Genomic DNA, 13620 nt, shown 5'->3' with positions numbered 1-13620 from the left:
TCCCTGGCGCGATCTTTGCTGTTGTTTGGGTCTTTGGCTCGCAACCCGCCCTCCTTAATGCTATGGCGCCGCTTTCAAACGGAAAAGCGAAGTCATGGCAGGTGTTGAACAAATCACGGTGGAGGCCGGCGAAGCGGGCATGCGGCTCGACCGTTGGTTCAAGGTCCACTATCCGGGCCTCGGCTTCGGTCACCTGCAGAAGCTTTTGCGCTCCGGCCAGGTCCGTGTCGATGGTGGCCGTGTGAAAGCCGACACGCGCGTCGAGCCCGGCCAGACCGTTCGTATCCCACCTCTCGACGTCGACAAGAAGGGCGATGCCCCGCTCACCGGCCATTCGATCCGCAACCAGGGCGATGCGGATGTGCTGGCCAAGATGCTTCTGCACGAGGATCCGAAAGTCTTCGTCTTCAACAAGCCGGCCGGGCTTGCCGTGCAGGGCGGCTCCGGCGTCACGCGCAATGTCGACGACATGCTGGAGGCCTGGCGCAACCAGAAGGGCGAGAAGCCGCGCCTCGTCCACCGCCTCGACCGCGACACTTCCGGCGTGCTGGTGGTTGCCCGCACCCGCCTTGCGGCGATGAAGCTGTCGGAAGCGTTCCGGGCGCGCGAGACGAAGAAGACCTATTGGGCGCTGGTCAAGGGCGTGCCGCCGAAGCGCGAGGACAAGATCTCGACCTGGCTGGTCAAGGAGGCAACGCCGGATGGTGACCGCGTGCGCATCGCCAAGCATGGCGAGAAGGGCGCCGACCACGCCGTTTCCTATTACCGCGTCGTCGAGCAAGCGGCGCAGTCGCTGTCGTGGCTTGAGATGGAACCCTACACCGGCCGCACCCACCAGCTCCGCGTCCATGCCGCCCATATCGGCTGCCCGATCATCGGCGACCCCAAATATTTCGAAGCTGATACCAACTGGGAATTCCCGGGCGGCATCCAGAACCGCCTGCATCTGCATGCGCGGCGCATCGTCATTCCGCATCCGGACCAGGGTGTCATCGATGTCACCGCGCCGATGCCGCCGCATATGCGCCAGAGCTGGAACCTGCTCGGCTTCGACGAGCAGAGCGCGGAGGACGACAATTGAGCGGCGCCACCGATACGCTCGACCGTCGCGATGCGGTCGATATGACCGCGGCCGCCATGATGGTCGGGCTGACGCTGTCCTGGGGACTGAACTACGTCGCCGCCAAGGTCTCCTATGCCGGCTATGATCCTGTCTTCGTCTCGATCGCTCGCTCGATCCTCGGCGGTCTCTGCGTTTTCGGCTGGTGCTGGTTGCGTGGCATCAAGCTGTTTGAAGCGGACGGGACACTGATCGTCGGGGCCGCCGTCGGGGTGCTCTTCGGTGTCGAGTTCCTGTTCCTCTATATCGGGCTCGAATACACGACCGTCGCCCGCAACACGCTCCTGGTCAACACCATGCCTTTCTTGGTGCTGGTCGGCGGCCATTTCCTGCTCGGCGAGCGCATCAACGCACGCAAGCTTGGCGGTCTCGTGCTGGCCTTTTGCGGCCTGCTGGCGGTGTTCTCCGACGGCATCGTTGCCGGCAAGGACGCGACGCTGACAGGTGACCTGCTCAGTCTCGGCTCTGGCGTCCTCTGGGCGTTGACCAGCATCGTCATCAAGCGGTCGAAGCTGGTCGGGACCACCGCCGAGAAGCTCTTGCTTTATCAATTGGCGGGCGCCGCCGTCGTCGGCGCCCTGGTAATGCCGTTCGCCGGACCGCCGATCCGCGCGTTCGCTGCATTGCCGACACTGGCTTTGATGTTCCAGTCTTTCTATATCGTCGCCTTCACCTATGTGTTGTGGTTCTGGTTGCTGACGCGCTATCCCGCGGCAGGCTTGTCGAGCTTCGCTTTCCTGTCGCCGGTGTTCGGCGTTCTGTGCGGCGCGGTGCTGTTGGGCGAGCCGCTGACGATCAGGATTTTCCTGGCGCTGGCGCTGATCGCCGCCGGGCTGATCATCGTCAATCGCCCGGCGCGCAGGCAGCCCACGGTGTAAGGAGTTCGGCATGCGCGATATCCTCGAAGACCTTGAAGCAGGAAAGTTGCTTTCCGATCCGGATCCGGTGCGCCGCGCCCAGATCCAGATGAAGACGCCGCTGCCGAAGCGCTTCTACAAGGCCGTTTCGGTCGTGCCGGTCGAAAGTGGGTTTGCCGTCCATCTCGACGGCAGGCCGGTCCGCACGCCGGGAAAGGCGCTGCTGGTGCTGCCGACTGAAAGAGCGGCGACGCTGGTGGCTGACGAGTTTTCCGCGCAGAGCGAACTCATCGACCCCGTCACCATGCCGGTCATGCGGCTTGCCAACACCGCCATAGACGGCGTCGCCAGCGACCCGCAAGCGGTGCTGGAGGATGTCCTGCGCTTTGCCTCGTCGGACCTGCTCTGCTATCGCGCCGATGGCCCGCAAGGACTGGTCGATCGGCAAAACAAGCTCTGGGACCCGGTCCTCGATTGGGCGAGGAGCCGCCTTGGCGCGCGCTTCAACCTTGCCGAAGGCGTCATCCATGTCGAGCAGCCGCGCGAGACGATCGCCGTGCTTGGCGCTCATCTCGCCCAGCGCGCTGAGCCGCTGCGTCTGGCCGCCATCCATGTCATGACCTCGCTGACCGGCTCGGCTCTGCTCGCTTTAGCCGTCGATTTCGGAGAGCTCGACGGCGAGGAGGCTTGGGCGGCCGGCCATGTCGATGAGGAGTGGCAGATCGAGCATTGGGGCCAGGATGCCGAGGCGGTCGCGCGCCGCTTGGCGCGTAAACGCGACATGATGGCGGCGGTCAGTCTTCTCGAAGCATTGCAAGCCTAAAAGCAATTCCAGGAAAAGTGCGCAGCGGTTTTCCGTCCGGAATTGCGTAAGACAAACTTGGAGTGGACCGGCAATCTACCGGAGCTGAACCACTCCAAGCGCCGCGCTCCACTTCGCATTGCACCTAATACGAAAGTCATAATCCCATCGTCGCGGTGCCTTTCGCCGGCGCTTTCTGCCATTTTTCCTTCGTTGGTTGCGTTTTTTTGAGTCCGCGTTCGGAGGAATTGCGGACGCTGGCGCGCAGCCATCGAGGACAGACGGGATCCACGGGAGGATATATCAATGGTAATGGTATCGACCGCCGGCAGAACCAGCCGCGGCATGACGCGGGAGGAGAAGAAGGTCATCTTCGCCTCCTCGCTCGGCACCGTTTTCGAATGGTACGATTTCTATCTCTACGGCTCGCTGGCCGCCTTCATCGGCGCGACCTTCTTCAGCCCGACCATCCCCGAGGCGACGCGCAACATCTTCGCGCTGCTGGCCTTCGCCGCCGGCTTCCTCGTCCGCCCGTTCGGCGCGTTGGTGTTCGGCCGCATCGGCGATCTCGTCGGCCGCAAATACACCTTCCTCGTCACCATGACGATCATGGGCCTGTCGACCTTCCTGGTCGGCCTGCTGCCTGGCTACGCAAGCTGGGGCATAGCAGCACCCGTGATCCTGATCGGGCTGCGCATGCTGCAGGGCCTGGCGCTCGGCGGCGAATATGGCGGCGCCGCGACCTATGTCGCTGAGCATGCGCCCGATGACCGCCGCGGCTACTACACCTCCTGGATCCAGACGACCGCGACGCTCGGCCTGTTCCTGTCGCTGATCGTCATCCTGATCGTACAGGGGTCGCTCAGCAAGGAAGCCTACGCCAACTGGGGCTGGCGCATTCCCTTCGTCGTTTCCTTCCTGCTGCTCGCCGTTTCGGTCTGGATTCGGCTGTCGCTCTCGGAGTCGCCGACCTTCCAGCGCATGAAGGAGGAGGGCAAGGGCTCCAAGGCGCCGCTGTCGGAAGCCTTCGGCCAATGGAAGAACGCCAAGATCGCGCTTTTGGCGTTGCTCGGTCTGACCGCCGGCCAGGCCGTGATCTGGTACAACGGCCAGTTCTACGCGCTGTTCTTCCTCACCAACGTGCTGAAGGTCGACGCGCAGTCGGTCAACATCATGATCGCCATTGCGCTTGCCGTCGGCTCGATCTTCTTCGTCGTGTTCGGCTGGCTGTCCGACAAGATCGGCCGCAAGCCGATCATCATGGCCGGTCTCGCTTTGGGAATCGTCTGCACCTTCCCACTGTTCAAGGCGCTGACCTGGGCCGCCAACCCGGCGCTGGCCACCGCGCAGCAGACCACCCGCGCGACCGTGACGGCAGCGCCCGGCGACTGCAGGTTCCAGTTCAACCCGGTCGGCACCGCCAAGTTCACGACGTCCTGCGATATCGCGACCTCGTTCCTGACCAAGAACTCGGTGCCTTACGACGTCGTGACGACGGCAGCACCCGGCACGGCGGCAACGGTCAAGATCGGCAACGAGACGGTTGAGTCCTATGACGCCGTCGCCGCCGGCGATCAGGCCAAGGCCAAGGAGGCCGCCTTCCAGAAGGCCGTCAACATGTCCTTGCAGGACGGCGGCTACCCGCTGAAGCGCGCCGCCGCCAAGGTGCCGGACCAGAAGCTCGACGCCTTCGTCGCGGCCAATCCGGAGCTGAAGCTTGACGCCGCAGCTATCCGTGGCGGCGAGAAGACGACGATCCCGACCGACAAGGCGGTTGCCGACAAGCTGCTGACCAAGGACGAGGCAGCCGGCGCCGCCGAGATCACCGCCTATAACATTCCAGGCGGCGGTCCCTTCGCCATGGTTGCCGATCCGGCAGGCATCGACTGGCCGATGACCATCGGCATCCTGTTCATCCTGGTGGTGTTCGTGACCATGGTCTACGGGCCGATCGCCGCGATCCTGGTCGAGATGTTCCCGACCCGTATCCGCTACACCGGCATGTCGCTGCCATACCATATCGGCAATGGCTGGTTCGGCGGCCTGCTGCCGGCGACGGTGTTTGCGCTGAGCGCCTATAAGGGCGACATCTACTACGGCCTCTGGTACCCGGTGCTGATCGCGGCGATGTCGCTCATCATCGGCATGATCTTCGTCAAGGACACGCTCGGCACCGACCTGCACGCCAAGCAGTAAGACGATCGATCCCCTCAAATGAAAAGCCCGGCGCGAGCGATCGCGCCGGGCCTTTTTGATGCAGAATTGGAAAGAGCTGGTCAGCTCTTGCGCTGCTGGTTCTCTTCCTCGATCGCCGCCTCATGGTACCAGCCGTCGAAATCGGCGTGCGTATTGCGCAGTGAAGCAAGCTCTGCCGCGAATTTGGCCTTCGCGCCTAAATTTGAGGCAGGCGTCCGGCCTGCAAGCGGGAACATCAGAATCTTTGCCGACGGACGGGACGTGGTGACTTCCATTGGCGGCCTCCCTTCTTCTTCAGGAGCTTGTCGATTCAGCTTTCCCCCAAGATAGGTTCTGCGATTCATTTAGGCAATATGCCTACATAAAGATCAGTATTTGCCTATTTTTAAAGCAGAATTCATGCCTGGGCGATTGCCGCGCATTGCCGAGCCGGCTCAGCAGATTCAACGCTTTGCGATGATCATTTTGCCGCACCCCGGGAAGGGAGAGTGGCACACGAATTGCTTTTTAACGACCGGCAGGCCGGCTCGACCCGGCCGTGCGTCGCTACCGTTTGGCGGTGATCAAGCAACGAGAGGCTCTAGAATGACCAAATACAAGCTCGAGTATATCTGGCTCGACGGCTACACCCCGGTCCCCAATCTGCGCGGCAAGACCCAGATCAAGGAGTTTGCCGAGTTCCCGACGCTCGAGCAGCTGCCGCTGTGGGGCTTCGACGGTTCCTCGACGAACCAGGCCGAAGGCCGCAGCTCCGACTGCGTGCTGAAGCCGGTTGCGGTTTACCCGGATCCCGCTCGCACCAACGGCGTGCTCGTCATGTGCGAGGTCATGATGCCCGATGGCGTCACCCCGCATGCATCGAACAGCCGCGCCACCATCCTCGACGACGAGGACGCCTGGTTTGGCTTCGAGCAGGAGTATTTCTTCTACAAGGACGGCCGTCCACTTGGCTTCCCCGAGAGCGGCTATCCGGCGCCGCAGGGCCCGTACTACACCGGCGTCGGCTACAAGAACGTCGGCGATGTCGCGCGCCAGATCGTCGAGGAGCATCTCGACCTCTGCCTCGCCGCCGGCATCAACCACGAAGGCATCAATGCCGAGGTGGCCAAGGGCCAGTGGGAATTCCAGATTTTCGGCAAGGGCTCCAAAAAGGCCGCCGACCAGATCTGGATGGCGCGCTACCTGCTGCTGCGCCTGACCGAAAAGTACGGCATCGACATCGAGTTCCACTGCAAGCCGCTCGGCGACACCGACTGGAATGGCTCGGGCATGCACTGCAACTTCTCGACCAAGTACATGCGCGAAGTCGGCGGCAAGGCCTATTTCGAGGCGCTGATGGCGCAGTTCGAGAAGAACCTGATGGATCACATCGCCGTCTACGGTCCGGACAACGACAAGCGCCTGACCGGCAAGCACGAGACCGCGCCGTGGAACAAGTTCTCCTACGGCGTCGCCGACCGTGGCGCCTCGATCCGTGTCCCGCATTCCTTCGTCAAGAACGACTACAAGGGCTATCTGGAAGACCGCCGTCCGAACTCGCAGGGCGACCCCTACCAGATCGCCTCGCAGGTGCTGAAGACGATCTCGCAGGTCTCGACCGACGCGAAGGTCTCGGCGGCCGCCTGATCCCTTTCTCGGCGCGGGCTGCAGGCCCGCGGCGTGACGTGAATGACAAAAAGCCCCGGCGGGAAAAACGCCGGGGCTTTTTGCGTGGAGATCGGCGAGAAGTTCCGCCGCGCAGTCGTCAGCCGGCGATGACGCCACTACGATCTCGTGTGGCATGCCAGGAGTGCGGTTGCCGCCATGGGGCAGCGGAATAGATCCGAGCAAATGAAAAGCCCTTGGAAGGTTTCCCTTCCAAGGGCTGAATTTCTATTCGATCAAAGCGTTAGACCGAATAGTACATGTCGTACTCGACCGGGTGCGGGGTCATTTCGAAGCGCATGACTTCCGCCATCTTCAGCTCGATGTAAGAGTCGATCTGGTCGTCGTCGAAGACGCCGCCGGCTTTCAGGAAGCCGCGGTCCTTGTCGAGGCTCTGCAGCGCTTCGCGCAGCGAGCCGCAGACGGTCGGGATCTTCTTCAATTCCTTCGGCGGCAGGTCGTAAAGGTCCTTGTCCATCGGCTGCCCCGGATGGATCTTGTTCTTGATGCCGTCGAGGCCGGCCATCAGCATGGCGGCGAAGCCGAGATAGGGGTTCGCGCCCGGATCGGGGAAGCGGACCTCGACGCGCTTCGACTTCGGCGACGAGCCGAACGGAATGCGGCAGGAGGCCGAGCGGTTGCGCGCCGAATAGGCGAGCAGCACCGGCGCTTCATAACCCGGCACCAGACGCTTGTAGGAGTTGGTCAGCGGGTTGGTAAATGCGTTGATCGCCTTGGCATGCTTGATGATGCCGCCGATATAGAACAGGCAGGTCTCCGACAGGCCAGCATATTCGTTGCCGGCGAAGGTCGGCTTGCCGCTCTTCCAGATCGACTGGTGAACGTGCATGCCTGAGCCGTTGTCGCCGAACACCGGCTTCGGCATGAAGGTGGCCGTCTTGCCGTAGGCGTTGGCGACCTGGTGCACGACATACTTGTAGATCAGCATCTTGTCGGCGTTGCGCACCAGCGTGTCGAACTTGATGCCAAGCTCGTGCTGCGCGGCCGCCACCTCGTGGTGATGCTTTTCGACGCGCACGCCCATCTCGGCAAGCACGGTCAGCATTTCGGAGCGCATGTCCTGGCAGGAATCGACCGGCGGCACAGGGAAATAGCCGCCCTTGATGCGCGGACGATGGCCAAGGTTGCCGGTCTCGTAGTCGGTGTCGTCGTTGGACGGCAGTTCTGTCGAGTCCAGGCGGAAGCCGGTGTTGTAGGGATCAACCTTGTACTTGACGTCGTCGAACACGAAGAACTCGGCTTCCGGGCCGACATAGATGGTGTCGCCGATGCCTTCCGACTTCATGTAGGCCTCGGCCTTCTTGGCGGTGCCGCGCGGGTCGCGGTTATAGGCCTCGCCCGAGACCGGATCGAGGATGTCGCACAGGATGACCATGGTCGACTGGGCGAAGAACGGGTCCATATGGACGGTGTCCGTGTCCGGCATCAGCACCATGTCGGACTCGTTGATCGCCTTCCAGCCGGCGATGGATGAGCCGTCGAACATCACGCCGTCGGCGAACATGTCTTCCTCGACCTCGACGACATCCATCGTCACATGCTGCAGCTTGCCCCGCGGATCGGTGAAGCGCAGGTCGACGAACTTCACGTCGTTGTCCTTGATCTGCTTCATGATGTCTTTGGCTGTCGTCATGTCATGTATCCCTGTGTGATGACGTTTTTTGATGATGACGGTTCAGAAAGGTGGGTGGCGTCAGACGGCGTCCATGCCGGTCTCGCCGGTGCGGATGCGGATGACTTCCTCGATGTTGGAGACGAAGATCTTGCCGTCGCCGATGCGGCCGGTCTGCGCCGCCTTGCGGATGGCTTCGATGGCGCCTTCGACGGCGTCGTCGCCGAGCACCACCTCGATCTTCACCTTGGGCAGGAAGTCGACGACATATTCGGCACCCCGATAGAGTTCGGTGTGGCCTTTCTGCCGGCCAAAGCCCTTGGCCTCGGTGACGGTGATGCCCTGCAGTCCGGCCTCCTGAAGCGCTTCCTTCACTTCGTCCAGCTTGAATGGCTTGATGATCGCTTCGATCTTTTTCATGTAGAAAGTGGCCTCCACTGCCAAAGAGACGGGTTGTGTACCCCGCTTGCGCCTCCATCAAGCACGAAGCGTGCCAAATCCGGGAGGTTGGAGGCGGTATCGGGCGATTCAGATGCCATGCCGCACCTGGATGCAATTTCGCGTCATCGGCTGCATTGGATGCGTCATCGACGCCCAAAGCCTATACATCGCTCCTCCATCCGTCTGCGCAAAATTTGGGCAGATAGCGCAATTTGCAGGCAGATTCCCCTCCAGGCGCCGCCACTTTGGACTGGCATTCGGCCGCCGCCGTTTGCTTCGAACCGCAAATCGGACAATGCTTGATCGGATGGAGATCGGCAATCCCATGCACAATGAACTTCTTTCACCGGCCGAAATGGCCGAGGCTGACCGGCTGGCGATCGCCGAAGGTCCGCTCGACGGTTACGGGTTGATGAAGCGCGCCGGCGAGGCGGTCGCGGCCGTGGTGCTGGCGCGCTACCCGGGAGCGACCCGGGTGCACGTGCTGTGCGGTCCCGGCAACAATGGCGGCGACGGCTATGTCGTGGCGCGCCTGCTCCAGGAGAGCGGCGTCGACGTCGCGATGTGGGTGTCGGGCGAGCCGCGGGCAGGCAGCGATGCCGCGCTTGCCGCGGCCGACTGCCCGCTCGAGCGTAGACCGCTGCCCGCCTTCGCCGCCGAGCCCGGCTCGCTCGTGGTCGACGCGCTGTATGGCGCAGGACTCTCAAAGCCGCTTTCGGGCGACGCCGCCAAGGCGGTGCAGATCGTGACGGATCTAGGCTTACCGGTCGTCGCCATAGACCTGCCTTCCGGCGTCTCCGGCGAAAGCGGCGACATCCTCGGCAGCGCGTTCCGCGCGGCCACGACCGTGACCTTCGCGCGAAAGAAGCCCGGGCATGTGCTGCTGCCGGGGCGCGAAATGTGCGGCGAGGTCGTGCTTGCCGACATCGGCATCGGTGACGAAGTCATCGCCCGGATCGCGCCGCGAACCTTCGAGAACGAGCCGGCACTCTGGCTGCCTGCTTTTCCGGTCCCGGCTGTGGATGCGCATAAATACAGGCGGGGCCATACGAGTGTCTTTTCCGGTGGACCTTCGGCGACCGGCGCCGCGCGGCTGTCGGCGCTGGCGGCCGCGAGAAGCGGGGCAGGGGCGGTGACGGTGCTGTCGCCGGCGAATGCCATGCAGGTGAATGCCGCGCATCTCACCTCGATCATGCTGCGCAAGGCCGAAACGGTTGCCGACCTCGGCGCATTCCTCGCCGATCGCCGTCCCTCGTCCTTTGTGCTCGGTCCGGGGTTCGGCATCGGCGAAAGGGCGCGCGATTTTGCCCTTGCGCTGCTCGGCGCAGGGCAAGGGCGGAGCGCGGGCGTCGAAGGGCTGGTGCTCGACGCCGACGGCATCACCTCGTTTCGCGACGAGCCCGAGACACTGTTTCAGGCGGCCCGCAGGTCCGGCGCGCCGGCGCTGGTGATGACGCCGCATGAGGGCGAATTCGGCAGGCTGTTCCCCGACGTTGCGGACGACAAGGCGCTTTCCAAATTGGCCAAGGCCCGCGCGGCGGCGGCGCGTGCCAATGCCATCATCGTCTACAAAGGCGCCGACACGGTGATCGCGGCGCCAGATAGCCGAGCCGCCATCAACGGCAACGGCGCGCCCTGGCTTGCCACCGCGGGTTCCGGCGATGTGCTGGCCGGGATCATCGCCGGGCTGCTGGCGCAGGGCATGCCTGCCTTTGAAGCGGCCTGCGCTGGTGTCTGGATTCATGCCGAAGCCGGCAGCCGGTTCGGACCCGGCCTGATCGCCGAGGATCTGCCTTTAGCCATGGCGCCGGTGCTGCGCGAGTTGATGGAAAAAGCGATGGCTGTCCGATGATGCGGCTGGCGATTCTCATCGCGGTCGCCGCCATTGCCCTCTTCGGCGCGCAGACGGCGCATGCCACTGATCATCCGGTTACAATCGTCGACGATCCACGCTTGCTCGCCGCGCTCGATGCCAAGGGCTTCGGCTTCGCCGGCATCTTCGGCGTCAGCGGCAAGGACGACCTGAAAACGCTTTATGACGCGGCGCCGGTCTACCACGCCATCGTCGAGACGGTGTCCGCCGACGTAGCGGCACTCCGCGCCGAGATGAAGGCCGGCGGCCGGCAGCTCTATGAAATGACCGACGGCAATGTCGGCCGCATCATCGACATGCGCTGGCTGAAGACCAATGCCGCGCGCTTCCGCCTGGTCGGCGTCGTCAACCGGCTCGACCGGTGCGATTTCGCGGAACTCGGCAACGAGCCTGGCTGCGGCGAGGTACGCTTCATCTATCGCCTGGCCTACAGCTTCAAGAAGAACGGCAAGGTTTTGGCCTCGCGGCTGCCGTTCAATTTCAATGCCGTCTACCGCGTTGCTCCGGACGCCGATGGCGGCTGTACCGGTGCTGCCGGACGCTGGACGCCCCAGCTCGACGGTGCGGTCGATGCCGGCTGGCTGGCCGGCGGACCGCTGGAAAAAGCGAGCCTCTCCTTCAAGCAGCTCGAGCTCAATGCCCAGGTGGTGCGCTTTCCCTCCGGCCAGGAAACCGAGTTTGGCGGGCAGGCCGCCTACCTCATGCGGATTTTTGGCATCGACGGCATAGCCGTCAGCGAGAAGCCGCTGGAGAACGCGCCCGACACGATTCGCCTTGCCGAGGACGCCGCGCTGAAGACGAGGCTGGCCGACTATGTCCGCGCCAACGCCGCCGCCATCGATCTCGGCGTTTACGAAATCCCGGATGAATTCCTGGCGAAGAAGGTCATCTCCTGGTCGACCTTCGGCAGCGCCAGGCAGGCCAACCATCCGTTCACTCCGCTCATCGACCCGAAAGAGTTTGCTGACCTCGACTATTCGAAGTTTTCACTGGCGCGCAGCCCGGAAGCCCTTGTCGAACGGCTCGACAACGGCGCTTGCCAGGGCTGCCATCAGACGGGCTCGACCGCCGGGTTCCATTTCATCGGCCTCGACGACGGCACAACCTCGCCGCTCAACCGCATCGAGGTCGGTGTCTCGCCGCATCTCCATGCCGAGATTCCGCGCCGTGAGGCGTGGCTGCGGGCGATTGTGGAAGGCAGGGAGCCCAACCGGTTTCGTCCGTTGTCCTTCGCGCCGCCGGCCGCCTGGAAGGATACCGGCGAGGTCGCCTATACGCCGGCCGAGACGGCGATGCCGTGCCTGATGCCGGAAGATGCCGCCCGGTTCGGCAGCAACTGGCAATGCGGAGGCGGCACGACCTGCACGCCGATCGCGACCGCTTCAGGGGTCAGGACGAAACTCGCGCAATGCCTGCTGCCCAAGGATAGTCCCGCGATGTTTTCCGGCCATCCCTGCCTCACCGGCACGATTGCCAGCAACGCGACGCAGCCCTTCAACGATCGCTACAAGATCACCGGCCAGTTCGCGGCCTTCGCGCCGGCCATTTCACGCACCGCCTATACCTGCCGTCCACCCAAGATCGGCGTTCCAGGCGGCTTCGCCTATCGCGGTTGCGACGCCAAGGATCTGGCCTTCTCCGCCTTCAAGGCCGGCAGGCCGATGCCAAGCGAAATCTGCGGCCTGGTCGGCGGCAAGAAGTTCGACATCTGCGTGGCGACCAACAATTTCGACCAGTGTCTCGGCGGCGCCGTCAATCGTGGCAACCGCCCGGCCTGCTCGGCCGAGCATTTCTGCCGCGAGGACTATATGTGCCAGTCGCTGCCGTCCGACACGCCGGGCGCGGCCAAGGTCAAAGGCATCGGCTTCTGCTCGCCGACCTACTTTCTGTTCCAGATGCGCATCGACAACCATGCGACGCCATGGGCAAACACCGCCCGCGCGGGCATGAGCGCGGGCTTCGGCGCGTCGGAAGAGGAGTAGACCGGTCAGACGCCTTGCAGGCGGTGCGCCACAGCGTCCGCCAAGGCTGCAAGCACCCGTTCCTCGCTGACGCCGCGCGTATGGCGGATCCAACTCGGCGTCGAAATCGGCGGCTCCAAGAACCGGACATGGTCGTTCACTGGCCCGGTTTCATAAGACCGATTCGATCCGAAGATGAGCACACACGGTCCCCCCAAAGCCGCTGCGGTGTGGCAGATTCCGCCATCGACGCCGAGAAAGACGGTCGAGGCGGCGATCTGGCACATGGCGTCGGTGATGTCGGGGGTCGACGTGAAATCCACTGCCTCCGGAAGCGCTGCTCTAATCTGGGCCGCGGCTTCGCGCTCGCGAGGACCACCGACGATCCATACCGACCAGCCACGCTCGGCATGATCCTTGGCGATCGAGATGAAGCGCTCCGCCGGCCATGAGCGGAAGTTGCTGAATTCCGACGTGTAGAGCGCCAGTGCCGGTCTTGCAGCGTCGATCCCATGCCGGACTTGCCAAGCCGAGAGATCCTCGGGTGGAACCACCATTCGCGGCTGCGGCAACTGCATATCGCCGCCGGGCTGCTCACCCAGCATGGCGACGGCGCAGGCCTGTTCGAACAACCTGGTCTTGCGCGGTCCGAAGGCCACCATGGCTCGCAACCAGCCGGCCGGCAGCCGGTTGACGATGCCGAACTGGAACTCGCGCGGGTAGCCGATACGCTCGGGAATGCCCGCCAGCCATGGCACCAGGGCCGCCTTGGTGCTGCTGGTGAGCAGATAGGCTGCCTGATAGTTCTCTTGGCGCAGTTTGTTTGCCAGATGCGCGCGCTCCCTGAGGCCGGGATTCCATTGTTTCTCGACGGTCCAGGCCTTCCGGACGTGTGGCATCAATCGCGCCAGCGGCGCGGCGAGCGGCGAGGTGACGACATCGATCGGGTGCCCGGGAAACCTCGCTGCTATGATCTGGATTGCCGAATGGCAACGGATGAAGTCGCCGATTGCCGGCAAGCAGAAGACGAGAATGGGGCGCAATGCGCGATACCTTTTCGATCCGACACGGTCGCCGCCGACGGCGAGCACGG

At 63.6% G+C, this 13620-nt stretch carries 11 protein-coding genes; 7 read left to right on the top strand and 4 right to left on the bottom strand.

The window, feature by feature from the left end; genetic code table 11:
- The first annotated feature begins 94 nt into the window (after positions 1-94).
- The 4 genes from AC4FWB_RS01620 (at position 95) to AC4FWB_RS01605 (ending at position 4975) form a co-directional block, all read left to right on the top strand.
- On the top strand, positions 95-1081 hold the full coding sequence (locus AC4FWB_RS01620) for an RluA family pseudouridine synthase (protein ID WP_491024047.1): 987 nt from the start codon (positions 95-97) through the stop codon (positions 1079-1081).
- A 41-nt stretch (positions 1082-1122) separates the two neighbouring features.
- The gene (locus AC4FWB_RS01615) at positions 1123-1998 is read left to right on the top strand and encodes a DMT family transporter (RefSeq protein WP_491024330.1); all 876 of its coding nucleotides are present in this window, start codon (positions 1123-1125) and stop codon (positions 1996-1998) included.
- A gap of 10 nt (positions 1999-2008) precedes the next feature.
- A complete protein-coding gene (locus AC4FWB_RS01610) occupies positions 2009-2800 on the top strand; it encodes an ATP12 family chaperone protein (protein WP_491024046.1) in 792 nt (263 codons plus the stop codon).
- Positions 2801-3085: 285 nt separating this feature from the next.
- Entirely contained in the window at positions 3086-4975 is a 1890-nt protein-coding gene (locus AC4FWB_RS01605) for an MFS transporter (protein ID WP_491024045.1), read from the top strand.
- Between the two features lie 80 nt (positions 4976-5055).
- On the opposite strand, the gene AC4FWB_RS01600 is transcribed toward AC4FWB_RS01605, so the two are convergent.
- Complete coding sequence (locus AC4FWB_RS01600; protein ID WP_491024044.1) at positions 5056-5250, bottom strand: DUF2735 domain-containing protein; 195 nt, start codon at positions 5248-5250, stop codon at positions 5056-5058.
- A gap of 310 nt (positions 5251-5560) precedes the next feature.
- Between AC4FWB_RS01600 and AC4FWB_RS01595 the strand changes: the two genes are divergently transcribed.
- The gene (locus AC4FWB_RS01595; RefSeq protein WP_491024043.1) at positions 5561-6601 is read left to right on the top strand and encodes a glutamine synthetase beta-grasp domain-containing protein; all 1041 of its coding nucleotides are present in this window, start codon (positions 5561-5563) and stop codon (positions 6599-6601) included.
- Positions 6602-6863: 262 nt separating this feature from the next.
- On the opposite strand, the gene glnA is transcribed toward AC4FWB_RS01595, so the two are convergent.
- A complete protein-coding gene (glnA, locus tag AC4FWB_RS01590) occupies positions 6864-8273 on the bottom strand; it encodes a type I glutamate--ammonia ligase (RefSeq protein ID WP_491024042.1) in 1410 nt (469 codons plus the stop codon).
- 60 nt (positions 8274-8333) lie between these two features.
- Positions 8334-8672: a P-II family nitrogen regulator gene (locus AC4FWB_RS01585; RefSeq protein WP_203278201.1), complete on the bottom strand. Its 339-nt coding sequence runs from the start codon at positions 8670-8672 to the stop codon at positions 8334-8336.
- Positions 8673-9018: 346 nt separating this feature from the next.
- Between AC4FWB_RS01585 and AC4FWB_RS01580 the strand changes: the two genes are divergently transcribed.
- Together AC4FWB_RS01580 and AC4FWB_RS01575 are read left to right on the top strand one after the other, a co-directional pair.
- Complete coding sequence (locus AC4FWB_RS01580; protein WP_491024041.1) at positions 9019-10545, top strand: NAD(P)H-hydrate dehydratase; 1527 nt, start codon at positions 9019-9021, stop codon at positions 10543-10545.
- Positions 10542-12548 (top strand): hypothetical protein, encoded by a 2007-nt coding sequence (locus AC4FWB_RS01575; protein WP_491024040.1) that lies wholly within the window; start codon positions 10542-10544, stop codon positions 12546-12548. The genes AC4FWB_RS01580 and AC4FWB_RS01575 overlap by 4 nt, the downstream gene beginning before the upstream one ends.
- Before the next feature lie 5 nt (positions 12549-12553).
- Here the strand turns inward: AC4FWB_RS01575 and waaF are convergent, their stop codons facing one another.
- Positions 12554-13618, bottom strand: coding sequence for a lipopolysaccharide heptosyltransferase II (waaF, locus tag AC4FWB_RS01570; RefSeq protein WP_491024039.1), 1065 nt, complete (start codon positions 13616-13618; stop codon positions 12554-12556).
- Positions 13619-13620: the final 2 nt, after the last annotated feature.

The sequence above is a fragment of the Mesorhizobium sp. LEGMi-168a genome (assembly GCF_058312955.1).
Note: the sequence above shows the minus strand (reverse complement) of the source record. Positions and strands in the feature narration are given on the sequence as shown.